Source organism: Flavobacterium aciduliphilum, assembly GCF_003268855.1.
GTDB classification, from domain to species: domain Bacteria; phylum Bacteroidota; class Bacteroidia; order Flavobacteriales; family Flavobacteriaceae; genus Flavobacterium; species Flavobacterium aciduliphilum.
Window position 1 is genome coordinate 400,990 of record NZ_QLSZ01000001.1, and the last position, 24,160, is coordinate 425,149.

26 protein-coding genes, 3 tRNA genes and 1 riboswitch are annotated in these 24,160 nt (G+C 32.6%); of the genes, 22 read left to right on the forward strand and 7 right to left on the reverse strand.

Annotated elements, in window-relative coordinates:
* Window positions 1–8: 8 nt before the first annotated feature.
* The 15 genes from CLV55_RS01925 (at window position 9) to CLV55_RS01995 (ending at window position 14,727) form a co-directional block, all read left to right on the forward strand.
* Window positions 9–587, forward strand: coding sequence for a DUF2971 domain-containing protein (locus tag CLV55_RS01925; protein ID WP_112112046.1), 579 nt, complete (start codon window positions 9–11; stop codon window positions 585–587).
* A 105-nt stretch (window positions 588–692) separates the two neighbouring features.
* Window positions 693–1,400 carry a hypothetical protein gene (locus CLV55_RS01930; RefSeq protein ID WP_112112047.1) on the forward strand — a complete coding sequence of 236 codons (708 nt, stop codon included), beginning with the start codon at window positions 693–695 and terminating at the stop codon, window positions 1,398–1,400.
* Window positions 1,401–1,488: 88 nt separating this feature from the next.
* Window positions 1,489–2,352, forward strand: coding sequence for a histidine kinase (locus CLV55_RS01935; RefSeq protein WP_112112048.1), 864 nt, complete (start codon window positions 1,489–1,491; stop codon window positions 2,350–2,352).
* The gene (locus tag CLV55_RS01940) at window positions 2,349–2,858 is read left to right on the forward strand and encodes a hypothetical protein (RefSeq protein ID WP_112112049.1); all 510 of its coding nucleotides are present in this window, start codon (window positions 2,349–2,351) and stop codon (window positions 2,856–2,858) included. Before CLV55_RS01935 ends, CLV55_RS01940 begins: the two co-directional genes overlap by 4 nt.
* A gap of 231 nt (window positions 2,859–3,089) precedes the next feature.
* Window positions 3,090–3,941 (forward strand): hypothetical protein, encoded by an 852-nt coding sequence (locus tag CLV55_RS01945; protein ID WP_112112050.1) that lies wholly within the window; start codon window positions 3,090–3,092, stop codon window positions 3,939–3,941.
* Window positions 3,942–4,191: 250 nt separating this feature from the next.
* Entirely contained in the window at window positions 4,192–4,941 is a 750-nt protein-coding gene (locus tag CLV55_RS01950) for a hypothetical protein (protein ID WP_112112051.1), read from the forward strand.
* A gap of 110 nt (window positions 4,942–5,051) precedes the next feature.
* Window positions 5,052–6,119 carry a type I restriction endonuclease gene (locus CLV55_RS01955; protein WP_112112052.1) on the forward strand — a complete coding sequence of 356 codons (1,068 nt, stop codon included), beginning with the start codon at window positions 5,052–5,054 and terminating at the stop codon, window positions 6,117–6,119.
* Between the two features lie 553 nt (window positions 6,120–6,672).
* Window positions 6,673–7,305 carry a hypothetical protein gene (locus CLV55_RS01960; RefSeq protein WP_112112053.1) on the forward strand — a complete coding sequence of 211 codons (633 nt, stop codon included), beginning with the start codon at window positions 6,673–6,675 and terminating at the stop codon, window positions 7,303–7,305.
* A gap of 54 nt (window positions 7,306–7,359) precedes the next feature.
* The gene (locus CLV55_RS01965; protein ID WP_112112054.1) at window positions 7,360–8,304 is read left to right on the forward strand and encodes a peptidase associated/transthyretin-like domain-containing protein; all 945 of its coding nucleotides are present in this window, start codon (window positions 7,360–7,362) and stop codon (window positions 8,302–8,304) included.
* Window positions 8,305–9,066: 762 nt separating this feature from the next.
* Entirely contained in the window at window positions 9,067–9,297 is a 231-nt protein-coding gene (locus CLV55_RS01970) for a uroporphyrinogen decarboxylase (RefSeq protein ID WP_112112055.1), read from the forward strand.
* A 247-nt stretch (window positions 9,298–9,544) separates the two neighbouring features.
* Window positions 9,545–10,147 carry an alpha-ketoglutarate-dependent dioxygenase AlkB family protein gene (locus tag CLV55_RS01975; protein ID WP_112112056.1) on the forward strand — a complete coding sequence of 201 codons (603 nt, stop codon included), beginning with the start codon at window positions 9,545–9,547 and terminating at the stop codon, window positions 10,145–10,147.
* A 144-nt stretch (window positions 10,148–10,291) separates the two neighbouring features.
* A complete protein-coding gene (locus tag CLV55_RS01980) occupies window positions 10,292–10,567 on the forward strand; it encodes a TIGR03643 family protein (RefSeq protein WP_112112215.1) in 276 nt (91 codons plus the stop codon).
* 52 nt (window positions 10,568–10,619) lie between these two features.
* Window positions 10,620–12,017, forward strand: a complete 1,398-nt coding sequence (locus CLV55_RS01985) for an alpha/beta hydrolase family protein (protein WP_112112057.1) — start codon at window positions 10,620–10,622, stop codon at window positions 12,015–12,017.
* A gap of 56 nt (window positions 12,018–12,073) precedes the next feature.
* Window positions 12,074–13,924: a M61 family metallopeptidase gene (locus CLV55_RS01990; protein ID WP_112112058.1), complete on the forward strand. Its 1,851-nt coding sequence runs from the start codon at window positions 12,074–12,076 to the stop codon at window positions 13,922–13,924.
* A gap of 86 nt (window positions 13,925–14,010) precedes the next feature.
* The gene (locus CLV55_RS01995; RefSeq protein WP_112112059.1) at window positions 14,011–14,727 is read left to right on the forward strand and encodes a DUF4369 domain-containing protein; all 717 of its coding nucleotides are present in this window, start codon (window positions 14,011–14,013) and stop codon (window positions 14,725–14,727) included.
* A 37-nt stretch (window positions 14,728–14,764) separates the two neighbouring features.
* Here the strand turns inward: CLV55_RS01995 and CLV55_RS02000 are convergent, their stop codons facing one another.
* On the reverse strand, window positions 14,765–15,790 hold the full coding sequence (locus CLV55_RS02000; RefSeq protein ID WP_112112060.1) for an FKBP-type peptidyl-prolyl cis-trans isomerase: 1,026 nt from the start codon (window positions 15,788–15,790) through the stop codon (window positions 14,765–14,767).
* An 82-nt stretch (window positions 15,791–15,872) separates the two neighbouring features.
* Here CLV55_RS02000 and CLV55_RS02005 point away from each other — a divergent pair, with 82 nt between their 5' ends.
* The 3 genes from CLV55_RS02005 to CLV55_RS02015 are packed head-to-tail and all read left to right on the forward strand — an operon-like array spanning window position 15,873 to window position 17,328.
* Window positions 15,873–16,259, forward strand: a complete 387-nt coding sequence (locus CLV55_RS02005) for an RNA-binding S4 domain-containing protein (protein WP_112112061.1) — start codon at window positions 15,873–15,875, stop codon at window positions 16,257–16,259.
* Complete coding sequence (locus CLV55_RS02010) at window positions 16,246–16,827, forward strand: class I SAM-dependent methyltransferase (protein WP_112112062.1); 582 nt, start codon at window positions 16,246–16,248, stop codon at window positions 16,825–16,827. Before CLV55_RS02005 ends, CLV55_RS02010 begins: the two co-directional genes overlap by 14 nt.
* Window positions 16,828–16,830: 3 nt before the next feature.
* Window positions 16,831–17,328, forward strand: a complete 498-nt coding sequence (locus CLV55_RS02015) for a phosphoribosyltransferase family protein (protein ID WP_112112063.1) — start codon at window positions 16,831–16,833, stop codon at window positions 17,326–17,328.
* On the opposite strand, the gene CLV55_RS02020 is transcribed toward CLV55_RS02015, so the two are convergent.
* Window positions 17,320–17,835 (reverse strand): shikimate kinase, encoded by a 516-nt coding sequence (locus CLV55_RS02020; protein WP_112112064.1) that lies wholly within the window; start codon window positions 17,833–17,835, stop codon window positions 17,320–17,322. The two genes, CLV55_RS02015 and CLV55_RS02020, sit on opposite strands and share 9 nt — an antisense overlap.
* A 129-nt stretch (window positions 17,836–17,964) precedes the next feature.
* On the opposite strand from CLV55_RS02020, the gene CLV55_RS02025 reads away from it, so the two are divergent.
* The 3 genes from CLV55_RS02025 to CLV55_RS02035 all read left to right on the forward strand — a co-directional run bounded on the left by CLV55_RS02025 (window position 17,965) and on the right by CLV55_RS02035 (window position 18,257).
* Window positions 17,965–18,037: transfer RNA gene (locus tag CLV55_RS02025), tRNA-Lys, on the forward strand.
* Window positions 18,038–18,060: 23 nt separating this feature from the next.
* Window positions 18,061–18,133 (forward strand) — tRNA-Lys (locus CLV55_RS02030).
* Between the two features lie 42 nt (window positions 18,134–18,175).
* Window positions 18,176–18,257: transfer RNA gene (locus CLV55_RS02035), tRNA-Leu, on the forward strand.
* A 70-nt stretch (window positions 18,258–18,327) separates the two neighbouring features.
* On the opposite strand, the gene CLV55_RS02040 is transcribed toward CLV55_RS02035, so the two are convergent.
* The 5 genes from CLV55_RS02040 to CLV55_RS02060 form a co-directional block, all read right to left on the reverse strand.
* Window positions 18,328–18,864 carry a DUF4252 domain-containing protein gene (locus CLV55_RS02040; RefSeq protein ID WP_112112065.1) on the reverse strand — a complete coding sequence of 179 codons (537 nt, stop codon included), beginning with the start codon at window positions 18,862–18,864 and terminating at the stop codon, window positions 18,328–18,330.
* 2 nt (window positions 18,865–18,866) lie between these two features.
* Entirely contained in the window at window positions 18,867–19,430 is a 564-nt protein-coding gene (locus CLV55_RS02045) for a DUF4252 domain-containing protein (RefSeq protein ID WP_394338220.1), read from the reverse strand.
* Between the two features lie 21 nt (window positions 19,431–19,451).
* Window positions 19,452–19,904 (reverse strand): hypothetical protein, encoded by a 453-nt coding sequence (locus CLV55_RS02050; protein ID WP_112112066.1) that lies wholly within the window; start codon window positions 19,902–19,904, stop codon window positions 19,452–19,454.
* A complete protein-coding gene (locus CLV55_RS02055; RefSeq protein WP_112112067.1) occupies window positions 19,891–20,400 on the reverse strand; it encodes an RNA polymerase sigma factor in 510 nt (169 codons plus the stop codon). Before CLV55_RS02055 ends, CLV55_RS02050 begins: the two co-directional genes overlap by 14 nt.
* Window positions 20,401–20,534: 134 nt before the next feature.
* Window positions 20,535–22,475, reverse strand: a complete 1,941-nt coding sequence (locus tag CLV55_RS02060) for a TonB-dependent receptor plug domain-containing protein (RefSeq protein WP_112112068.1) — start codon at window positions 22,473–22,475, stop codon at window positions 20,535–20,537.
* Between the two features lie 80 nt (window positions 22,476–22,555).
* A riboswitch (cobalamin riboswitch) is annotated at window positions 22,556–22,793 on the reverse strand.
* 228 nt (window positions 22,794–23,021) lie between these two features.
* Here CLV55_RS02060 and CLV55_RS02065 point away from each other — a divergent pair.
* A complete protein-coding gene (locus CLV55_RS02065) occupies window positions 23,022–24,158 on the forward strand; it encodes an ABC transporter substrate-binding protein (RefSeq protein WP_112112217.1) in 1,137 nt (378 codons plus the stop codon).
* Window positions 24,159–24,160 lie beyond the last annotated feature (2 nt).

Genomic DNA, 24,160 nt, shown 5'->3' on the forward strand with positions numbered 1-24,160 from the left:
ATTATAACATGGAAAATATTTTATACAAGTACAGAAACTTCGAAAATTTTAAAACATTTATAGATATTATTCTAAAAAACAGATTATATGCAGCAAAATTTAAAGAGCTAAACGATCCAATGGAAGGACAATACCTTTATCGAAATGGTGAACTCAACATAGATATAAGAAATCAATTATCAGAAGAAAAAAATAATCTTAGGATATGTTCATTATCTAGAGTGAATAATAATGAACTTATGTGGTCTCATTATGCTAATGGACAAAGAGGAGTTGCTATTGGTGTAGAAATTGACAGATTACAATATATGGTAAGACAGGTACAATACAATGGGCTTCCTTATATTCAAAATCATAAACTAAATAATCAAACAGCCATTGAAATTTTAAGCCATAAACTAGAAGTTTGGAATTATGAAGAAGAAGAAAGAGTTTTTATTCATGATAGACAATACATAAATGTTAAAATTAAAGAAATCATTTTGGGAAGAGCTATGAGCAATTATGATGTTGGTATAATAAGGGATCTTATTGAAAAAATTAATCCCGAAATTAGAATAAGCCGAGCAGAAAACATTATGATTTAATTTAATAGAAAACTATCACCTCCACAAAGTCTCCCACTTTGTAGCGTTCTAAAACCAGAAATACCTATGCCTGAAGCAAGTAGGTAAATAAAAAAAAAATAAATTATGAATTTAATAAACAGAATAGATTCTTTAAAAAGTGAAGAAATAAAAATTGTTTTTAAGGAATTGATGACCGATTATTTTAGTCCAGCATTTGGTTCAATATCAAAGAGGGATTTAGATATATTATTATTCACAAAACTTCAAAAGTTAGGTTTAATTTCTGATAATCCAGAAATGTATGAACTAATTTCTGAATTAAGGGTTACAAGAGCAAAAGCAAGAAACTTACTTTATGAATCTAAATTAAGACAATCTACTACAAAGCAACTAGATGCAGAATTAATCAACTATTTATCGAATCCAATATTTTTAAAAGAGAATGATAAAATTGGTTTAGAAATTGGGAACCCTTACTTAATCGATTATTTAAAAGACAAACTAAAAAAATTAAACCATATTACAGATGGTTCTTTTTCTCCTGAGTTAATCAAACTTACTCCCGATGCTTTCGTAGCTTTATTTGACAGTTATATTCCAGAGGAATCAAAGAAACAAATTACTGAGGCATTAGTAACTATTGGAGCGAAAGCAGACACAAGCTGGAAAGGTTTTCTAAAAGGGGTATTCAAAAAGCTAGGTACTAAAATAGCAGACAAAGCAGGTGAAGAAATAGCAGAAAACATTGTTGACTATTTAAGTCCATTTTTCACAAGTGATGGAGTTAGTAAAATACAAGAAAAGTTTAAAGATTTATATTCAAACGCATGATAAATTTTGAAATATTAAGGAGGGAATTAGGTACACAGAAAACATAATTTATCTTCAGTAACTAAACATAAACTATAAAAAAAATAAAATGTCTGATATTTTAACTTGCTACAATTGTCATTCTAAACCATGTAAACAAACAAAAAATGATACTTTTGATATTTGTCAATATGGTGTCTCATTTGTAAATAGACATGGGAATATTGAAAAAAAAGAGCCTAAAATTCCTTTATCAACAATTGCTAAAAACCTAAGACACGAGATTAACCCAATTTTACAATCAATTATTGAACAAGCAACAATTTTAGACCCAAATTTATCTACTAAAATTATTTCACTTGATAAACCATTAAGCATAATTATTGGAAATACCGTGATACTTGATAATTTTATACAGATGATTACTGGAGTTCATGAATTCCATTCTACTCCTTCAAATATTTCACAAAAACCAATCAACTTAAAGAATGTTATAGAATATTATTTTGGCATTTATAGCATTATTAAAGAAAACGATAGAGCTGAAAATATTACTCTTAATAATTTAATAAATAGAGATTATACTATTGAATTTTACAGTGATTTTATTAAATATATTATAGTAATATTAATTGACAATATCTGGAAATATTCTACAAACAATTCAACAGTAACTATCAGTGTAGTTAATAAAAAAAAAGATTCTTACAACATTGAGTTTACCAATCAATCAAATTATATTCCAAATAACATTAATTTATTTGAAATGGGATCCAAAGTAAATGAAAATAGTAAAGGTTTTGGATTTGGCTTATATTGGATAAAAACTTTAGAAGATAGTTATAACAATCTTATTCAAAACACTACTGAAAATAGATTATTAATAAGCCATGAACAAATATTAACAAAAAAAAATACTGCATTTCAAAAATTTAAAATTGAAAATATTAATCTTAAAATTAATAGCTTATGAAAAATGGTGGGTTTAACAAAATAGGAAAATTATTAATGAAAATAAGTCCTATGAAAATAATTATTATTGATGATGTTAAATCATATTTTAATGAAAATATGTTATCTATTGCTAGTGCTAACGGTAATATTTCATTTGAAAGATATTACAAATGTGATGGGATTTTGCTGAAAAATTTAATTGAAAATCCAAGAGATATTCTAATAATTGATATAAAAGGAACAGTTACAGAAGATATTGGAAAAGATGGATTCAATGTGGCAAGCCACGTTTTTAACAATACAAATACTTTTGTAGCTACTACATCGGCTCATAAATTTCATTTGAAAAACAGAGAAAATTATGGAGATTATATTATTTCTGAAAGACTTATGACACCAGTCGATTTTTGTGAAGAATTAAATATTATGATTGAAAAATATCTAAAACAAAAGACCAAAATCTATCAGAAAGTAATATATAAACTAGGAAAATATTTTTTTAAATACGGATTAAACAAACCTTAATTCCCCAGCTCTCCAAAGTCCCCCGACTTCGGAGTCCCCTATCCAAATACATACCTCGATAGGGCATTAAAACCAGGAACACCAACGCCTGAATCAAGTAGGAAACTTAAAATTAAAACCATGAAAAAAAAAAAAAAACCCGCTGCCGAGCGAATCCTTTCGCGTGGTTCTTTAAAAACAACCAGGAACGCCGATGCCTGAATCAAGTAGGTCAATTAAACTTTAAAGATTATGAAAGACAACTTATTTTCTATTTATGACTTTTTGGGATATTTTTTTCCTGGAATTTTTACAATTTACACTTACAGAATAATTTTATCAATTAAAGAAAACTCAAGTTACGATTTTGATAGTATGCTATCTGAAATACCTTCTTGCTCTAATGAATCAATTGTATTACTAGTTTTAATGTCTTATCTTGTTGGACATATACTTAGTTTCAGTTCTTCTATAACAATTGAAAAATATTCGATTTGGAAATACGGTTACCCTTCAAAATATCTTTTAAAAATTCCTTTTCCTAAATTTTTTGCTCATTTTAAATCATTTCATGGTTGTATTTGGGGAGCTATAATGATGATAATTATTTTGCCATTAGTTATTATTGATTTTTTACTAAATAATATTCTAAAATTCAAATTCTTGTTTGTTAGATCTTTAGATAATAAATTAATAGACGTTATTAATTTTAAAATTAATAATTTACTTAACAAATTAGGTATAAATGAGAAAAATGGTTTTAAAAAAGAAGAAAGTAATCTAGCCGACTTTAATAGAATAATTCATCATTATGTATTTGAAAATTCAAAAAATCATCAAAAAAAATTCACCAATTATGTTGCTCTTTATGGGTTTTTAAGAACATTTACATTAATTTTTGTTCTTATTTTTTGGTACATAATTATTCATTTTTGTTTTTACAGTCATTTCACAAAAGAAATAATATTCCTTTTAGTTCTAGTACTATTCCTTTCGTTTATTTTCTTCATGTCTTTTATGAAATTTTACAGAAAATATACTTTGGAAGGATTAATGATTATTGCAATAGATGAATTTGATCTAATTAATCAAACCAAAGTATAGATATTAAATTACAATAACAGCCCCACAAAGCCTCTCCTTTGCAGCAGTAAAATCAAAAATCAACAATCGTTAATCTTCAATCGTTAATCCTCAGAAACACCAACGCCTGAATCAAGTAGAAAACTTAAAATTAAAACCATGAAAAAAAAAAAAAAAACCCCGCTGCCGAGCGAATCCTTTCGCGTGGTTCTTTAAAAACAACCAGGAATACCAACGCCTGAATCAAGTAGGTCAATTAAAACGTTAATAAATGGAACCTGAAAAAATTTCAAAACTATTAGACACTTTAAAAAACAGGTTTTCTAGTAGATTAATAATTTATTTTTTAATCTATTGGTTAATTTATAATTGGCAAATTACAGTGTCTTTATTATGGTATGATAAATCCCAAATCAAGGCTAGTGGTTTTAATTCAATTTTTGAATTTATTTCTAATCAATTATCAAAAGATGGAGTTTGGTTTAAACTTTGGTTTATTGCTCCTATAAATAATTCTTGTAAGCCTCTTCTATATGCAATAGTATCAACTATTTTTTTTCCAATATTAAAATCTGGGATATTGTCATTTGATGCTTTTATAATAGTCAAAAGAAACAATTTTATTTCTAAAATTAAGAAAGATGAACTATTTGAAGAAAATTTAAAATTGAAAAAGCAAATCTCATCCGTTAGTGATTCCTCTATTTTAAATGGATATTGGGAACTAATAGAATTTAAAGAAAGTACATATGATTCAGAAAATGGTGTTAAAAGACAAATTTATATAAAAGACAACACCTGGTATGATTTATTAAATGATAAAATGGAAGAAGGCTTTACTATAATAGACTTTTATTTTCACCCAACTAATCTACTATTAGTTTTTACTAAAATCCTCAAATCTGACGTTAAAATTAAATATAGATACCGTTTAAGTTTAAATGGCAACGAACAGAATCAAAAACTAGAAGGATTTGAAAATGATAAAATTAAAGTCATTTTTAATAAAATTAGCAACTAACACACCCAGCTGCCAAGCGAACCCGCTCCACAGAACCTACCCACTTTGTGGAGTTATAAAACCAGGAAAACCGATGCCTGATTCAAGTAGGTAAATAAAAAATTATTACTATGGATTTAAAAGACCAACTGAAACAAATTGGAGATCGATTTGTAAAAATGAAAGACCAAATACAAACGGAAGAAGCTACCAAAAATGCCTTTATTATGCCTTTTTTACAAAGTTTAGGATATGATGTATTCAACCCTATAGAAGTAGTACCAGAATATATTACAGATATTGGCACCAAAAAAGGAGAAAAAATTGACTATGCCATTTTTAGAGATGGTAAGCCTGCTATCTTGATTGAATGTAAACATTGGAATAAAAATCTTGACCTTCATGATGGTCAGTTACTACGTTATTTTCATGTAAGTAAAGCCAAATTTGGAATACTGACAAATGGCATTCAATTTCGTTTCTACTCTGATTTGGTACAACCAAATATAATGGACGAAAAACCATTTATGGAAGTCAATCTTACTGATTTAAAAGAAAGTCAAATTGAAGAAATTAAAAAATTTCATAAAGCAAACTTTGACGCAGATGCAATCATTAATAATGCTTCTGAGCTTAAATTTATGAATGAGTTAAAACAACTTTTTCAGGCTGAAATTGCCAACCCTTCACCTGATTTTGTAAAACATTTTGCAAAACAAGTTTATCCTAGCATTGTAACTGCAAAAATTTTGGAACAATTTACAGGATTGACCAAAAGAGCTATACAACATCATATAACAGACTTAATTACAGAAAGATTAAAATCTGCTTTAACAAAAGAAAACGAAAATGAAAAACAAATGGTAGCCGAAGATGTTGAACTTAATGGAGAGGCAAATTCAAAAATCATTACCACAGAAGAAGAACTAGAAGGGTTTATGATTGTTAAAACAATATTAAGACAACATATAGCTGTTTCAAGAATTCATTATCGTGACAATCAGAGTTATTTTGCTATACTACTAGATGACAATAATCGAAAACCAATATGTAGATTATACTTTAACAGTTCTAAAAAATATATTGGAATTTTTGATAAGACTAAAAAAGAAAACAAAACCGAACTTAAAAGTTTAGATGCCATTTTTGAATTAGCCAATGAACTGAAAGAATCAATTGAAAACAATTTAGTTGAATAATATCATTACCATCCTTACCCCCCCTGCCGAGCGAATGCCTTGCAGCGGTTCAAAAATCAAAAATCGTTAATCTTCAATCGTTAATCCTCAGGAACACCAACGCCTGTATCAAGTAGGAACCCTAAAATTAAAACCATGAAAAAAAGACCCCCACCTCTATTTAGCACTTATTAAACCCTTAAACTTTTAAACCCTTAAACTTTTAAACTCTTAAACTTTTACCCCCCTGCCGAGCGAATCCTTTCGCGTGGTTCTTTAAAAACAACCAGGAACGCCGATGCCTGAAGGAAGTAGGTAGAGATAATAAACCAAATTGTTAATAGTCATATTCAAAAAAAATGATGTAAACTAATGAAGATAAGATTTTAAATAATCTTGTTTGTTACTTAAAAATTGATAAAAAGTGGCAAGAATTTTTATTTTAATCTAAAATTTCGAGTGTAAAGTTGTTGTTATTTGAGTTGAAACTATCTATACTTTTGGATTGAAACGGAGAAATAAGCTGAACAGAAACCGTAAAAAACATAGTAAGCAAAATTTAAAACTATAAATTATGAAAACAATCAAAAGTATCTTATTTTTATTACTTGTATCAACTAGTATACTTACTAGTTGTTCAAAAGATGAATCGAACAAAAATGTTAGCGAAAACACTAAAGTTTCAACATTTTTAAAATCATTTTACTCTAAAGACTTCAGTTTTGGTAAATCTATAGAAACAACATTAATTAAAAGCCCATCTGTAGCATCTAAAATTGCAGAAGTTGATGATATGATAATTACAGAAGTCTTTATTGTAGACAGTCAAATAGCTAGAGGGTATGTATTTACTAGTAAGGATACAAATTTATTTCTTTATTTTGTAGACGTTGACAGAGTTGACTATAAATTAACTTCTTATGACATTAAAGCAGATGAGATTAAAACATTTGAAAATATTGATGAACTTATCAAATATAGCACTACTAACAAGCTCGATATGATAAAAATCGCTTTAGGTTCAGAAAATGATCCAAATTTAACAGATAAACGTAGATTTTGGGGTTCATCTTATAGCCAAGGTCCATGTATAGGTGACACAGCTCAATTATACGAAGATTACTATGTATTTGGTATAAGAGTAAGCCATCATGCTGCAATCGGTGTTGATGGTGGAGATATGTTTGAACCTTGTGGAATGCACTAATTACTATAAAAGTGATTGAGTATATACTCAATCACTTTTAAAAAAATTTTATTTATGAAAATTATAATTTTATTACTAGGTCTCTTCTTCTTTCAAAATCAAAAAATTGTTGTTTTAGATGCAAATACTGATGAGCCTATTCAGTCTGCAACAATTCTAGTTTATAAAGATGGTAAAAATATTCAGTCTGGAAATACAAACGAAAAAGGAGAATTTTATATTAAAACCTTTTATGACTCAATAATAGTTCATTCAATTGGTTATGAAAATTATAAATATACTGAAAAAGATAAATCTAATATTATTATCCATCTTAATGAAAAGGTAACAATATTAAAAGAGGTAACAGTTAGAGCTAATAAAAAACAAATTATACTAGGTGATTATCTAAAAAAAAGTTCGAAAACTCGTGTAATTAGTAAAGAAGGAAGTCATTTTGCTGTTTTATTTAAAAATAAAACTAATAAACAATTATGGATAAAATCGATTTTATTGAACATAAAAAGAATACCAAACACAACTGATGTAGTTTTTGATTTTTATTCAATTGATACTATTCAAAGAAAGTATAAATCATATTCAAAAAATCCCACAGAAACATTATTAACTGAATTAATACCTAATATTAAAAAAAATCTTAATTCTTATCAATATAAGTTAAATGCAAGCCAAAATAAAGGTATTGTTGAAGTAAAAATTGATACTTTAAATTTAAAAATACCGAAAGAAGGTATTTTTATAAGTGTATACACTAAAAATATTTATGATAATGTAGGCATAAAAATACCTATTACTTCAATTATACAATTGCCCGAAATATATAAACACAAAACAGAAGATAATAACTATTGTGTATTTGTAGCATTAAATGATATAAGATGGCAGAATATTAATCTAGTTGAAAAGTGTGGAGAAGATAATGATGATTTTCATCCTCTATCTCCTATGATTTATTATGAACCATCTATTGGATTAAAAGTAGAAGAGATAGCTAATTAATTTTTTTTAAACTTTCTCTATCCCAGCTCTTCGTTCCCAGCTCTCCGGAGTCTCCCGACTTCGGAGCTACCCTATCATGACAACCTTTCGTTAGCTTTCTAAAACCAGAAACACCAACGCCTAAATCAAGTAGAAAAATTAAAACCATGAAAAAAAAAAAAAAACGCCTCTATTTAGCACTTATTAAACCCATAAACTTTTAAACTTTTAAACCGTTTCCTTAGCACGAGGCCTCTATGTGTTGGTCTTAAAAGAAGACGGTCAAATTACCCTACAGAAAAAATTAATCCTAGAATAATTTAAAAAAAACTAAAGGAATCTCTTCCTCGTAAGAGATTCCTTTATATATTTGATACACTTAAAAATTTTGGGCTGTCCTTAAATAGTGAATATAATCCCATTAAAACTGAATAAAACCACACGAAAGGATTCGGTAGGTTGTGGGTTATTAGGATTTTAAAGTTTATGAGGGTTATAAGAACGAAGTTTGAAGGTCTATGAATTCTATCTAAAGTGAAACGCCTTAAAAAAAACTATAAAATCAATATGTCTATGTGGTTTATAATTGAGCAATTAGGTAGTGGGGTAAAAAGGTTAAAAGTTTAAAAGTTTATGAGGGTTATAAGAACGAAGTTGCTTTTGAATCTAATTGACCAATAATCTAAAAATCCAACAATCTAAAAATCTAAAAATAATTAAATAGAGACCCCAAACGATTCAATTGGAAATAGTACCTTTGCCGTCCACAAAAAATTAACACTTATGGCGGCGATTACGTTAACAGAATGGGTAGGCTATTTAGCCTCTTTGGTTTTGATGATTTCCTTTCTTATGAAAAATATCATCACACTTCGAATTATTAATTCAATAGGCGCAATCATCTTTGTCATTTATGGCTTTATGCTCGATGTATCTTGGCCTATAGTAATTACAAATTTGTTTATTCTAGGAGTTAATGTGTATTACTTAGTAAAACATTTCACGAGCAAATAAACTACTAGGGACTTGAAGTCCTTAGTTTAGGTTGAGCAGACTGAAAGTCAGCAAAATTGAAGCATCATAATTTCAACCACAAATTACACGAATCTAAATTTACGGAAATTTGTGTAATTAGTGGTAAAAAATATTTTTAGAACTGAAAGATAAATGCACTAAAATGAATCGTTTTAACTCTAATTTTAAGACCAATAAAACTATTTTCTATACGCCTACGTGTATAGAAAATGCTTTTTTTTAGGCTATGGCTACGCTTTTTCCTTCCGAAAAAATCTTGTTCTCTAAAGAGGATGCTGACCTTTTATATTACCCTGCTTTTTTTTCGCCTGAAAAAGCTCAAATGCTTTTTGAAAAATTGTATGCAGAAATTCCCTGGCAACAAGACACCCTCACGGTCTATGGAAAAACGCATTTGCAACCCAGACTGACCGCTCTCTTTGGAAATGAAGGAAAACCGTATGCCTACTCCAACATCGTGATGCAACCCCATCCGTGGAACACCTTGTTGATGTATTTAAAACATGAAGTAGAAGAAGTTTGTGAAGAAAACTTTACCACAGTATTGCTCAACCTATACCGGCATGGCAACGACAGTAACGGATGGCATGCTGATGACGAAAAAGAATTGGGCACAAACCCTACCATTGCCTCACTGAGTTTTGGTGCCGCTCGTTTTTTTCACTTGCAACACATTACTAAAAAAGAAGAAAAGCTAAAAATTCTCCTCGAATCAGGCAGCCTCTTGATTATGAAAGGCCCAACACAACACTACTGGAAACATCAGGTTCCTAAAACATCAAAATTGGTGGGACCTCGAATAAATCTTACATTCAGGGTGTTAAAATAAGCTGTCCCCCTCCTATTCGTTCTCTGATAAAAAAAATAATATTTTTTTTACACACACTTTTGTGAAGTGATTATTTTTTTTCTTAATATTGGTTTATTATTTGATACATTAAAAAAAACTAACATTAAAGGTACTTTTCGACTAATGAAAAAAAGTAAAAGAGTAGAACTAAGCAGCGAACAGATTGAACGCGTTGTAAGTATGGCACAAGAGGAACGCAAACCTTTTGAAGTATTGAAAGCAGAATTTGGATTGAATGAAAATGACGTTACCGAATTGATGCGCAAACGATTGCCCAAAGATCATTTTGAACTTTGGAAAAAGAAAGCTACAGCAAGCAAACCCAAACCCAAACCGATTATAGATGATTTTGACGACGATTTGGAAGGGAAATATTATATAAAAAATAAATTTGATTAATCACAAAAAAGCTGTCTACTCTTTTAGACAGCTTTTATTTTAAAATGCACTCATGAAAAAAATCACGCTCACCTGCCTACTCTTTTTAGTAACACTAAATTCTTTTAGCCAAGACATTTCTGGAAAATGGTATGGATTATTGACCGTACCAGGCATGCAACTTCCATTAGAAATCAATATTACCAAAACCGAAACAGGGTATCAATCAACTATGGACAGCCCTGATCAAAAAGCCTTTGGCATTCCTGTTACCACCACCAGTTTTGAAAACGCTGTTCTTAAATTTGCCATCCCAGCTGGTCGAATTGAATATCAAGGAACGTTTGAAAACAACAAAATAAAAGGTGTTTTTAAACAAGTTGGACAAAGTTTTCCATTGGATTTGTCTCGCGAAAAAGTAGAAAAAACAGTTTTGACTCGACCACAAGAGCCCAAAAAACCCTATCCCTATTATACAGAAGAGGTTACCTTCAATAATACACAAGACGGTGTCACACTGGCAGGAACGTTAACGCTGCCAAACAAAGAAGGTAATTTTCCTGTAGTGGTCTTAATTACAGGCAGTAGTCCTCAAAATAGGGATGAGGAAATTTTAGGACACAAACCTTTTTTGGTCATTGCCGATTATCTAACTCGAAATGGCATTGGTGTTTTGCGCTATGATGATAGAGGAACAGCGGCTTCTACTGGAAATTATAACAACGCCACCACATACGATTTATCTCATGATGCCGAGGCGGCTGTTACTTATTTAATGACTCGTAAGGACATCAATAAAAAGAAAATTGGTTTGCTAGGACATAGCGAAGGAGGTGTCATTGCACCCATGGTGGCAAGCAGAAATAAAAACGTAAGCTTTATCGTTTTACTGGCCGGAACTGGTCTTCGTGGAGATAAACTTCTTCTAATTCAACAAGAATTAATTGCTAAAGCTGAGGGTGCCACAGAGGAACAAGTAAATGAGAATAAAGCCTTCAATCAAAAAATTTTTGAAACAATAGTCAACACCCCTGATGATGAAAAACTAAATAAAGACTTAACGAATATTTTCGAAGAGGCTATCGATAAAACCCCTGATGTTAAATACCCTGAGGGCATGACCAAAGAGCAATACATTCAATCTGAGATACATCAATACACCTATACTTGGATGAAATATTTCATTCGATTAGACCCTAGTCTTGCTTTAGAAAAAGTGACTTGTCCCGTATTAGCTCTTAATGGTTCTAAAGATTTACAAGTGGCTCCAAAAGAAAATCTAGAAGCGATAAAGAATGCCTTGGCTAAAGCTAAAAACAAAAACGTAACCGTAATTGAGCTTCCAAACTTAAATCATTTGTTTCAAGAGTGTACCACCGGAGCTCCTAGCGAATATGCTAAAATTGAACAAACTTTTTCACCAACTGCCCTAACCGAAATCTTAAAATGGATTCAGGTCCAAGTAAAATAATTGTAACAAAAACAAAAACTTCACTACCAATACTCTTGAAATAAACGTATTAAGTTATGAAAAAAATTATAGTTAGCCTATGTGTCGCAACGCTTCTTGTCAGTTGTAAATCAGGAGCTCCTGTAGCTACACATCAACCGGATCAAGTTGCTGTAACAATCGATTTAAATCATGTAGTAGACGATAAAGTACAAGTACACATCACCCCTCCTACCCTAAACACTAATGAAGTGGTGTTTCATTTTCCTAAAATTATTCCTGGGACCTATTCTGAAGATGATTATGGTAAATTTATCGATGATTTTAAAGCTTTGGATGCACACGGAAAAGCTTTAGCAATTACTAAACTTGATACCAATTCGTGGCTCATTAAAAACGCAACTCATTTAAATCAGGTGACCTATTGGGTCAATGACACGTATGATATTGAAAGTGGTGGTGGTTTTGGCAGTGGCGTGTTTTCTCCAGCGGGAACCAACATCAATGATGGAAAAAACTTTATGATCAACAACCATGGTTTTGTAGGGTATTTCGATTCCAAAAAAGACGTTCCATATTCGGTGACTGTTACGCATCCTGCTACATTATTTGGCGCGACTTCTTTGGTCGATACCGACAGTAGTACCACAAGCGATGTGTTTTCGGTAGCACGCTACAACGAGTTGGTAGACAACCCCATCATGTATTCGGCTCCAGATAATGTTACCTTCACCATAGACGGCATGGACGTTTTGTTTAGTGTGTACAGTCCTTCTGGAAAACATTCAGCAAAGCTGCTAGCCCCTGATTTAGAAAAATGTATGCGTGCCCAAAAGAAATTCCTAGGCCCCATCAATTCGAATAAAAGATATACGGTTTTGTTGTATCTCGCCGATATGAAAGGAAAAGACGCTAGAGGCTTTGGTGCCTTGGAACATAACAGTTCTACATCGGTAGTATTTCCAGAAATGATGCCAAGCAGTGCCTTAGGAAAAGAAATTATTGATGTGGTATCGCACGAATTTTTTCATATTGTGACTCCACTAGGCGTACATTCCAATGAGATTCATTATTTTGATTTCAACAACCCTAAAATGTCCAAACACTTATGGATGTATGAGGGAGTAACCGAATATTTTGCAAATTTATTTCAAGTAAACCAAGGCTTGATTGATGAGAATGCGTTCTACAAAAGAATGGTGGGAAAAATTAATAATGCCAAACGATTGGATGACACGCTTCCTTTTACCAAAATGAGTGCCAATGTGTTGGTGTCCCCCTGTAAAGAACAATATTTGAATGTGTATGAAAAAGGAGCCTTGATTGGCATGTGCTTAGACATTATTATACGTGAAAAAAGCAACGGAACTCTTGGCATTTTGGACTTAATGCAAAAGTTAACCGATGAATATGGTCCGAAAAAACCTTTTGAAGACAGTGTTCTTTTTGACAAAATTACTGCTTTAACATACCCAGAAGTTGGCGATTTCCTTAAAACGTATGTTGATGGAAGTACCCCTATCCCCTATGATGTTTATTTTGCTAAAATGGGAGTAAACAACAGTACTATGAAAAAAAGTGTGAATCCGTTTATCTTCAATAAAGTGTCTTGCATTACAGCCAATGCTACTAAAGAAATTGTCGTAAAAAACACTACCTTAAGTTCTTTTATGACGGGCATTGGACTACTCGCTGATGACAAAATCATAGCACTAAACGACACCAATTATACCTTAGACAACATTTCAGACATGATGACAGCAGCTCAAAACTGGAAAGATGGTGATGCTGTTCGCATCAAAATCATCCGAAACGATAAAGAACAAATACTAACTGGTAAAGTAGCGCTAACCTTTGAAGAAAGTAAAGGCTATCTGTTTTCAGACGCCTCAAAAGAAGCGTTGAAAAATGCATGGCTTAAAGGATAGTAAACCACTCCTCACTATAAAATTTGAATTGCCTCAAAAAGTTAGACACTATTTGAGGCATTTTTTTATTTTTGTCAAAAAAAATCATGCTAAAAAAATATATTACCCCACTTGTACTTGTCTTATTATTTTCTTGTGGTGAGGAAAAAACCGATAAAAATCTGCACATTTCAGGTTATATCAAAGGATTAAAAAAAGGAACTTTATACATTCAACACATCAAAGAGGGAGCGCTAGTAGCCTTAGATACGATTAAAATTGATGGAGATTCTCACTTTACAAGTGATTTAACTATCAAGACACCCGAAATGTTCTATTTATTTTTAGACCGAGGGGTAAGCAATTCTATCGACAACAACCTTCCTTTTTTTGTTGAGCCAGGACATCTGAACATTGAATCTTCTCTAGAATTTTTTACTGCCGATGCTAAAATTTCGGGTTCGAAAAATCAAGAATTATATGACGAATATAAAACCGTAGTTTCGAGATATGTCGATCGAAATCTTGAATTGGTCAAACAACGCTTTGACGCCCTGAAAGCAAAAGAGGAAACCTCAGTAATAAAAATTGAGGAGGAACAAAAGAGAATCGTTATGCAAAAATATTTGTATACAACCAATTTTGCTGTAAATCACGGAGCGTACGATGTGGCACCTTATGTAGCTCTAGCCGAGATACCAGATATTAATTTAAAGTACCTAGATACTATCGAAAAATCCTTGACTCCAAAAGTGGCTCATGCCCTTTACGGAACAAAACTTCATGAATTGATCGCTGAAAGAAAAAAGACAGAAAAGAAATAGCAAAAAAAAAAATCCTGAACTATGTTCAGGATTTTTTTTAGTGACAAGTCTTATCGAGATATTTTCGAATTCTTGTGGGTGAGCTCGCACTTCCAGAACAATCTGGAGCATTGCTGAAATTATAATAACTTTTTATTCCTGTTACAGGATTTATATAACTCAATTCTGCCCGGGTTAAATACGTATCCCCATCATCATCGCTATCATACATATCAGCAATTCCGTCACCATCTGTATCCAGAAAAGGAATTGTGGTGATGGTGTATACTTTTGTACTAGGATTATATTGTACATCATAAGCATCAGAACCCGGATTTTCACGCCATCTTGTTTGAGAATTTGTATCGGTTAATCCGCGTTCGTCTTTAGACAAAATACCATCGCCATCATGATCACGATAACGCAATTCCATTAATTTAAAACTAAAAATCAAAGGAGAATAGGAAGAAAGTGATGCTGTAGCATTATTGTAATAGCCTAAACCTGATGGCAAAAACATAACTCCTGCCCCAAAGTTATTGAAAGTCGCTGGATTATTACCACTAGATGGTGTATAAGTTCCTGTTTTAAATGCAGGAATAAGGTGAGTCCAACCTGAGATAACATCTTGTAATTTAAACCAAACTGGAGAATCTGCACGATCAAAAACATCCTCATGACCTGTGGTAGAAGATTTAGTTAACTTAACCCCTTTGTATGCAATAAAAACAGAATCCACCTGAGTTGGTCTTCTTCCATTAGTTATGTCTCCTTGTCGCAATCGAATATAATGAACCTTGTAATTAATTCCATTTTGATACAATAACGTGTCTCTTAAATCAAGCGAAGAATCGGTTCGTATGGAACTATGACCACTTGTTGGTAATAAAGTATCAAATGTGACATTAAAATCAGAATCATAGGTGATAAAATGTGTATCAAGATAACTTTCTATCGCTAAGGAATCCGTTTTATATTGCGTTGCATAATCACGTATTGTAAAGTCATCACTGCTACTTTTCGAACACGAGATTATAGCAATACAAATCGCAATCACAACCAATAATTTATAACTATTCTTCATTTTTTTGTATTATTTTTGAGTCCGCAAGATACAATAATGATTTATTTTTGTAAACAATTTAACGTTGATTTTTGATATTTTTATGAGAGTTGATAAATACTTATGGTGTGTACGCTATTACAAGACCCGAAATATGGTTACCGAAGCTTGTAAAAAAAACCACATTACGGTAAATGGACAAGTTGCTAAAGCTTCTAAAGAGGTATTTGCAACTGATAAAATTACCTTACGAAAAGATCAAATCACGTATACGCTTACCGTACTGGACATTCCTCAAAATCGTGTTGGTGCAAAATTGGTTGATATTTACAGAAGGGATGAGACGCCCGAAGAAGCTTTTGCCCATTTAGAATTGCTCAAGCTATCAAAAGATCATTACCGAAAATTTGGTACGGGAAGACCTACAAAAAAAGAACGACGAGAATTAGACGAATTGGATTTTTATACTGAAACGGATGAGCTTGACTAAAGATTATTGGGAAAACCGCTACCAAAACCAAGAAACGGGTTGGGATGTTGGGAGGATTACAACTCCTCTAAAGGAATATTTTGATCAATTGGAAAACAAATCACTTAAAATTTTGATTCCAGGCGCAGGAAACAGTTATGAATTTGACTACCTTTTACACCAAGGGTTTCACAATGTTTTTGTATTAGATTTTGCTGAGACTCCATTACAAAACATTCAAGAACGATGGCCTCAACTTCCTAAAGAACATTTTATTCACGACGATTTTTTCGAACATAACGAACGCTACGACCTCATCATAGAACAAACGTTTTTCTGTGCTTTAGATCCTAATTTACGAAAGGATTACGTTAAAAAAATGCTAGATTTACTAAACCTCAACGGAAAAATTGCAGGATTGTTCTTTCAATTTCCTTTAACATTAGAAGGACCTCCTTTTGGCGGATCTAAGGAAATTTATGAAGAATTATTTCAAAATGATTTTACATGTAAAACACTTGCTCCTGCAAGAAATTCTATCAAACCTAGGGATGGAAAAGAACTCTTTTTTATCTTTATCAAAAAATAACTTATGAATCCGCATGTAATCCTCAATCATCAAGAAATTGAACATAAAATTAAGCGTATTGCTTATCAAATATATGAACATTTTATCCACGAAGATTCCCTAATTATTGCTGGAATTGCTTCCAATGGTTATGAGTTAGCCGTAAAAATTGCTACGGCATTACAAAATATCAGTTCGCTCGAAATTACACTATGTGAAGTCATTATGGATAAATCTAATCCGAGGAAAGAGGTAAAAACTTCTATTTCTAAAGAAGTATACCAAAACAAAGGCCTTGTTCTTGTTGATGATGTTTTAAATACTGGGGGCACACTCATGTATGGTGTTAAACACTTTTTAGAAGTGCCATTAAAAGATTTTAAAACGGCTGTTTTAGTAGATCGAAATCATAAAAAATATCCCATAAAAGCCGATTTTAAAGGCATTTCTCTTTCAACCTCATTACAAGAACATGTTACAGTCATTTTTGAAGACAATAACAATCACGCTACATTAAGCTAATAAATTCAACAGTTCATCAACAATTTCTGCAGGGGATTTGGCAGCAATAGCTATAGTAAACTTGGCCTTGGTATAATAATTACTTCGTTCAAATAAATGTTTCGCGATGAATTCTTTTAAGTCTTCCTCATGAATTTTAGCGATCATTGGCCTTTTGGTTTTTTCTTTTTTTAAGCGCTGGTACAAGACTTCGACAGGAGCTTTTAGGTAAATCGAATAAATTCCATTCTGCTGTAAGAATTCATGATTATTAAAATAACATGGGGTTCCTCCGCCTGTACTTATTATACCATCTGCCTCTTCGTTTAGTAATTGCTTAAAAATCTCATGTTCTAAGGTTCTAAAATAGAGCTCCCCTTTCGTTTCAAAAATTTTTGTCAAGGGCATTTGACATTTTTTTTCAATAATTTCATCCAATTCTAGACTTTTCATTCCCATTCTTTTTGCCAGTTCTCTAGCAACAACACTCTTTCCACAGCCCATATAACCTACTAAAACAACTTTCATACCAAAATAAACCCTTATAAATTAAGACATTAAGAACAATTACAAAAAAAAGGTAAATTTAAAACAAATTTGCTTTGATAAATAAATAATAACGTCTTATATTTGCACCCGCAATAAGATAATGATTTCGACTCCGTAGCTCAGTTGGTAGAGCATTACACTTTTAATGTAGGGGTCCTGGGTTCGAGCCCCAGCGGGGTCACAATTTTTTATCTTTATTCGCAAGACTCCGTAGCTCAGTTGGTAGAGCATTACACTTTTAATGTAGGGGTCCTGGGTTCGAGCCCCAGCGGGGTCACAAAAGTTAAGCTGTAGCTTAACTTTTTTTTATATCCAACGAGGCCACGTGGAGAAATTGGTAGACTCGCCATCTTGAGGGGGTGGTGTCGCAAGACGTGTCAGTTCGAATCTGATCGTGGTCACAAAAACAAAACAAGGCTGTCCAAAAGACAGCCTCGTTTCTTTACAACTAAACTCTAACCTATTTATAATCTATTTTACAAATCCTTTGAGGGGTTCTAATTGTTTCATGTCTATTTTTGAGTACTTTAAAACAGACAACAGAGTTAAGGCATCGGCGGGATTCATTTTATCCCCCAATATTCTCACTACAACAAGTCCTAAATCACTTTTCACCCCATAAAGAACAAATTCATCTACCTTATCTGCTTCCCCAACGTAACTAATGGAGGCACCATTTTTTCCCGAACCTATTTTCATCAATTGTTGGTAAGCTATCGTATCTTTTAATATTTCTGCAACGTTTTTTCGTTCCACATCTATCTGATTAGGATGTTGCTTATCAAATCGATAGGTTAAAATATTCATTTTATGAAATGATGCTAGCGCTTTACTTTGTTCTGGTGATATTTTTGTATTATCAATATTTAAAAGGGTAGGCGAAATATCCAGCACAGCAAATCCAGGTTGCTCTTGGTGGTCTACAAAATATTTTTGCAAACTAGGTTTTGAATGGCAACTACTGAGCAAGACGCTCAAAAAAACGAGGGTTATTTTTAAAACTTTCATACTTATTTTTTACTTGCTTTTTTTAATTCGGCTCCACCAGGCAACTTCATTTTATCTGTCAATGTGGAAAGCTCATCCAGACTAAAAGTTCCAGTCAATGACATTAAGACCGATTCTTGTTTACCAGACCCTTCAATAAACATCAAGAGCTCTTTAATTTGTGAATCTGAGGCACCAGTTCTGACAAAAATGCGAACATTTTCCCCTTTCTCATTAATACGCATCAATTCCTCTAAATCGGCACTTTTCACATATTTATCAACTGTCGCTTTCATCTCGCTTGCCTTTTTACTGTTTTCAGTAACAAAAACTTTAAGATTTTCTAGCTTTTTTATAAGATTGATATATTGTTGCGATTGTTTGTCTTTGGCATCTACTTTGCTCAACATACTGAACATCTTACTATTGACAATAACCGTGGTAACATCGTCTTGATTGTCAAATTTATCAAAGACTGATTGTGCAAAAATGGTATTAGATGCTAATACTAAGGCAATAATTAAAATTAGTTTTCTACTCATGATTTTAAAATTGTTTTTTGGGTATTCGTGAATCGTTGATTTCATGATTTCTATTCGTTTTGATGATTATTTTTTAAATATTTTATTTTTTGAGTTTTCATACTCGTTAATATAACCCACACTTTGAATTCCAGTATTTAAATGTTCTGAAACTAATGCTAAGGCTTTTTGTGTTTGCTCGAATGCCAATTCTGGAGAGTCTTCTGGGGTGCAAGCTACAAACTGCTTTGATTCATTATTTTCAAAATACATCATAGTACTAACACCAAGCAGCATCACAACCGAAGCCGCTATAGACAACCACATAACCTTATTTGGTTTTTTAGTTTGTAATGGAATCTCTTGCGTAAACTGTTGCTCTTTTGCTTGAGAGAAATACCCAAAAATAGGTTGGTAAGGTTTCAAATGCTGCGCAACATCTGAGGAAGAAAAATAATCTTTCAATTCGTTTTCTTCAGCAATACTCGTTTCTCCTTCAAAGTATTTGTCTAATATTTTTTCTATGTTATCCAATGCCATAATTATGTGTTTCGGTTATTCTTTCTCTAATCGTTTTTCTTGCTCTTGAAAGTGCCACTCGCACAGCGGTTTCATTCATCTCTAGAATTTTGGCAATCTCTTCATATTCGTATTGCTCGATGTCTCGCATTTGAATAATCAATTTTTGCTGTTCGGGCAACTCATTTATTATTTTTTCCACCCAACTCAAACTGTCTGCGTCTTCCAACTGTTGTAGCAAACTCGCCTGACTATCGGTGTAATTGTTGTGAACCAAGGTTAGATTACCCGCGCGTTTCGACTTTAATTGGTCTAGACAATAGTTTTTAGTCATTGTCATTGCCATCGCCTCAATACTTTTCAGTTCGCTTAACGTTTCGTTTTTAGTCCACAATTTCACCAAAACCTCTTGCGTCGCATCCTCTGCTTCTTCCGTGCTCACAAGGAGTCGTTTGGCCAATCTAAAGAGCTTGTCTTTAAACGGAGAAACTATCTTTATGAACTCGTTTTGCTGCATTTGTTTCTGTGTTATATAGTGAAGACGAGGCACTCTTTATTTTGTTACAAGATACTTTATTTTTAAATAAAAAAAAAACGCTTTCTAAGGAGGCCCCTGAAAAAGCGTTTTTAAAAAAGAAAAAAATTATCTTGTTACAAGGTGATGTTTAATCCGAGTTTGAAATTTCTTCCTCGTGTGGAATAGCCAATATTTTCAACAAAATCTGCATTTAAAATATTAGTCAATGTTCCGAAAATTGACATTCTCGTTTTAATTAATTCGTATTTTACTAAAGCATTGACTAATTGATACGACCCCAATTTTGCAACCCTTGTTGTGTATGTGTTTCCATCGAAAAAAGCATCTTGACGCCCATCTACATATTGATAGGACGCATTCAAAAACAATCTCTGGGTTGGTGAAAAATCAATAGCCCCATTTATCTTATGCTTCGGAATCAATCGGTTTAAAGCTTCATCAACTTGTGTAAAGGTGTAATTGGCATTTAAATTTAGCTTTGAATTGACATCATAACGAACCGTGGTTTCGATACCTTTTGCTTTATTCAACCCTTGAATATTGGCATAATGATAGGTGGCATCAAATCCAATTGAATTATGCTGCTCTCGATAAAACCCAACTGCATTACACGTCAATTTTCTATTCAACAAGACTACTTCAAAACCCGATTCAATAGTAGTATTCTTTTCGGGGGTGAGCGTAGCGGTACCATATTCCGAATATAGTTGATACAAGCTTGGCGTAATAAATGCTGTACTAATTGAACTCAAAATCTTTACAGGAACCTCTTTTCCAAAATGGTAGGACGGATTTATATTATAAACCAATTGATTGCCATACTGACTATGAACATTTAGGCGCAATCCTGCATTAACATTCAGTCCAGATTCAGAAGTATAAACTCCTGTTACATACGGATCAATCATATTAAATTTAGTCAAATTTCTAACAATATTACTGTATGGCGTCTCGCTATTCATGTCATGAAACTGATATGAACTCCCAGTTATCAAAGAAAATTCTGAATTAAAACGATATTTATTGAACGCATCAACTGAAATACTTCGAGCTTCATACGCTGATTTTTCCGTGGCCAATGTCCATAAATTATATTCTTGGTACGCTCGTTGAATTTTATTAAAACTAGTATTCAAATGAAATTCGCCATTGTTGTAGGTATATTTTGGAGAAAACCCTAATCGAAATTGCTCAGTTTTAGAATGATTTTTGTCTGTGTCGTTCAATCCCGTATTATCAAATGGAAAATCGTAGTCGCTATTCACTTTATCATAATTTCCAAAAAAGTCTAACGCTAAATGCTGTGTGGCTTTAAATCCTACTTTAGACCTATAATTGATTCTTGAAAAACGATCTTTGTCATAATAAGCATCTGGATTTGGTTCAGCTATTTGTGACATTCCGTTGGTTTCCGTACTATTTAGAGAAACTAAATAGCTTACTTTTTTTACGGTTCCATTTACAGAAAATCCTTGATTAAAATCCTGCCCGTTGTATTTGTGATTGGTAGACGTATTGTTTGAGCCAATATTGAGATATGCAGTGGCTTGAAGTGGTTTTTTACTGGATTTTTTCAACGTAATGTTAAGTACTGCGGTGGCGGCACCCGAACCATAAAGCGTACTCGCGGCTCCTTTCATAATTTCGATGCTTTCAATTTGATCAATAGGAAGCAATCGTAAATCGTATTCAAAACTTATCCCTGAAGCGTCGGTCACGGGATTTCCGTCTATCACAATCAAGACTTGTTGGTTTTTCCCTCCTCGAATATAGTAGCCTAAATTTTTACCATTGGCCGACTGGTTCCCATTAATTTCTACCCCTGCTACCGAACTCAAGACCGTCGCCAAGGATTGCCCTGATTTTTTTTGGAGTTCTGCTGCTGTGATTTTAGTAATGACTTTTCCTGATTTTTCTTTGCTTTGGGCAAATTTGGTATCCGAAATAACCACTTCATCCAATGAATTAACTTGGATGGAATCTTTTACTTGGGCATAGCCACAAGATGTTATCAATGCAAAAAACGCACTGATACAAATTCTCTTTTTGTTCATTTTTTAATTAAACAATAACTTAATACTACTGGGAGAAAAGCATAGAATTACCCATACTCAAACCTTTTTTCCCGAAAGTTTGATACTCAATGTACATGGCAGGTCTCCTGGCTCGCGTCTTGTTGTTTACCTTCTCATTTCGTTTTAGCGAAACAATGGTGTGTAGATAACAACAAGCTTTATAGCATACAGTTGCGGGTACAGCGTAAGATTTTTGAATATTGATTTTTGATTTTACTCCTCAATCTTCAATTACTTCCTTCCCTTTTAATGCTTCTTTGAAAATCAAAGTCACAACCGAAATACGAGGACAAAAATAACTTATTTATTCATTATTTATCGCCTTTTTTCCTAGAAAATTTTACAATCAGCCAAATAAATCCTACTAAGAAATGAAGTAAAATAATCCCGCTAACGGCATACATAAAAGTGTTCGAATCGTCTCTCATAAGCTATTTTTTTTCAAAATTACAAGTTCCTACCAAGGGTGCCTGTCTCTTTTGTTACACAAGAGGAATTTTGCCTACTTTTGCAAAAAAACATGCTATGTTTCGAAAAACATCTTTAATACTGCTACTCGTTTTGGCTTTTATGATAACCAATTGCCAAAACAAAACCACCGCAGATTCAAAAATTTCAGCCAAAAATACCATACAATACGCCACGGGTTTTTCGATTGAAAACTACACAAACTATTCGATCGTCACCGTTAAAAACCCATGGCCAAAGACGACCAAATCGTATACCTACATTTTAAAAAAGAAAAACGCAATCCTTCCCGATTCGTTAAAAAACAATGTCATTATTAACGTACCTATAAAATCCATTGTGGTTACTTCAACCACTCACGTTCCTTCACTTGAAATGTTAGGCGTAGAAAAAACATTAGTTGGGTTTCCGCATCTGGATTATGTTTCCTCCGAAAAAGTTCGCACATTAATTGACGCGCATAAAGTGAAAGAATTAGGCACCAATCAATCGTTAAACACCGAAGTTCTCATCGATTTACAACCCGATGTTGTCATTGGATATGGCTTGGACAACAACAATCCAACGTTAAATAATTTAGAAAAAAATGGTGTAAACATAATGCTTAATGGGGATTGGAACGAACAAACCCCTTTAGGAAAAGCCGAATGGATTAAATTCTTTGGTGCTTTGTACGACAAACAGAATAAAGCCAGTGAAATCTTTTCTAAAATTGAACATGACTATTTAAGAACTGTAGCAATTGCTAAAAGTGCCCACTCTAAACCATCCGTTTTAGCTGGTGACATTTTTGAAGGAAAATGGTACTTACCCCGAGGAACCAGTTGGGGAAGTTTACTATTAAAAGAAGCGCATGCCAATTATTTGTGGCAAGAAACCCAAGGAACGGGAAGTTTGTCTTTGTCTTTTGAAACGGTTTTTGAAAAAGCCAAAGAGGCCGATTTTTGGATTACTTCTGGGCAATTTGCTTCTTTAAAAGCGATGACCGATGCCAATCCGCATTATCAAAAATTCAAAGCGTTTCAAACTAAAAAGGTTTATTCCTTTGCTTCTAAAAAAGGGAAAACTGGAGGCATTTTATATTATGAATTAGCCCCTAATCGCCCTGATATTGTCTTAAAAGATTTGGTCAAAATATTGCATCCCGAATTACTCGTAGGCTACAATCCTTTCTTTTTTCAGCCGTTGAAATAGTT

Excerpts from the sequence above, each read along its gene's own strand:
- CLV55_RS01965 (WP_112112054.1), top strand. The coding sequence starts at position 7,360 with ATGAAAATTATAATTTTATTACTAGGTCTCTTCTTCTTTCAAAATCAA.
- CLV55_RS02055 (WP_112112067.1), bottom strand. The coding sequence starts at position 20,400 with ATGCAGCAAAACGAGTTCATAAAGATAGTTTCTCCGTTTAAAGACAAG.
- CLV55_RS02010 (WP_112112062.1), top strand. The coding sequence starts at position 16,246 with ATGAGCTTGACTAAAGATTATTGGGAAAACCGCTACCAAAACCAAGAA.
- CLV55_RS02060 (WP_112112068.1), bottom strand. The coding sequence starts at position 22,475 with ATGAACAAAAAGAGAATTTGTATCAGTGCGTTTTTTGCATTGATAACA.
- CLV55_RS02065 (WP_112112217.1), top strand. The coding sequence starts at position 23,022 with ATGTTTCGAAAAACATCTTTAATACTGCTACTCGTTTTGGCTTTTATG.
- CLV55_RS01980 (WP_112112215.1), top strand. The coding sequence starts at position 10,292 with ATGAAAAAAAGTAAAAGAGTAGAACTAAGCAGCGAACAGATTGAACGC.
- CLV55_RS01940 (WP_112112049.1), top strand. The coding sequence starts at position 2,349 with ATGAAAAATGGTGGGTTTAACAAAATAGGAAAATTATTAATGAAAATA.
- CLV55_RS02000 (WP_112112060.1), bottom strand. The coding sequence starts at position 15,790 with ATGAAGAATAGTTATAAATTATTGGTTGTGATTGCGATTTGTATTGCT.
- CLV55_RS02015 (WP_112112063.1), top strand. The coding sequence starts at position 16,831 with ATGAATCCGCATGTAATCCTCAATCATCAAGAAATTGAACATAAAATT.
- CLV55_RS01930 (WP_112112047.1), top strand. The coding sequence starts at position 693 with ATGAATTTAATAAACAGAATAGATTCTTTAAAAAGTGAAGAAATAAAA.
- CLV55_RS02020 (WP_112112064.1), bottom strand. The coding sequence starts at position 17,835 with ATGAAAGTTGTTTTAGTAGGTTATATGGGCTGTGGAAAGAGTGTTGTT.
- CLV55_RS01950 (WP_112112051.1), top strand. The coding sequence starts at position 4,192 with ATGGAACCTGAAAAAATTTCAAAACTATTAGACACTTTAAAAAACAGG.
- CLV55_RS01995 (WP_112112059.1), top strand. The coding sequence starts at position 14,011 with ATGCTAAAAAAATATATTACCCCACTTGTACTTGTCTTATTATTTTCT.
- CLV55_RS01925 (WP_112112046.1), top strand. The coding sequence starts at position 9 with ATGGAAAATATTTTATACAAGTACAGAAACTTCGAAAATTTTAAAACA.
- CLV55_RS01945 (WP_112112050.1), top strand. The coding sequence starts at position 3,090 with ATGAAAGACAACTTATTTTCTATTTATGACTTTTTGGGATATTTTTTT.
- CLV55_RS01970 (WP_112112055.1), top strand. The coding sequence starts at position 9,067 with ATGGCGGCGATTACGTTAACAGAATGGGTAGGCTATTTAGCCTCTTTG.
- CLV55_RS01960 (WP_112112053.1), top strand. The coding sequence starts at position 6,673 with ATGAAAACAATCAAAAGTATCTTATTTTTATTACTTGTATCAACTAGT.
- CLV55_RS02005 (WP_112112061.1), top strand. The coding sequence starts at position 15,873 with ATGAGAGTTGATAAATACTTATGGTGTGTACGCTATTACAAGACCCGA.
- CLV55_RS01935 (WP_112112048.1), top strand. The coding sequence starts at position 1,489 with ATGTCTGATATTTTAACTTGCTACAATTGTCATTCTAAACCATGTAAA.
- CLV55_RS01990 (WP_112112058.1), top strand. The coding sequence starts at position 12,074 with ATGAAAAAAATTATAGTTAGCCTATGTGTCGCAACGCTTCTTGTCAGT.
- CLV55_RS02040 (WP_112112065.1), bottom strand. The coding sequence starts at position 18,864 with ATGAAAGTTTTAAAAATAACCCTCGTTTTTTTGAGCGTCTTGCTCAGT.
- CLV55_RS01985 (WP_112112057.1), top strand. The coding sequence starts at position 10,620 with ATGAAAAAAATCACGCTCACCTGCCTACTCTTTTTAGTAACACTAAAT.
- CLV55_RS01975 (WP_112112056.1), top strand. The coding sequence starts at position 9,545 with ATGGCTACGCTTTTTCCTTCCGAAAAAATCTTGTTCTCTAAAGAGGAT.
- CLV55_RS02045 (WP_394338220.1), bottom strand. The coding sequence starts at position 19,430 with ATGAAATCAACGATTCACGAATACCCAAAAAACAATTTTAAAATCATG.
- CLV55_RS02050 (WP_112112066.1), bottom strand. The coding sequence starts at position 19,904 with ATGGCATTGGATAACATAGAAAAAATATTAGACAAATACTTTGAAGGA.
- CLV55_RS01955 (WP_112112052.1), top strand. The coding sequence starts at position 5,052 with ATGGATTTAAAAGACCAACTGAAACAAATTGGAGATCGATTTGTAAAA.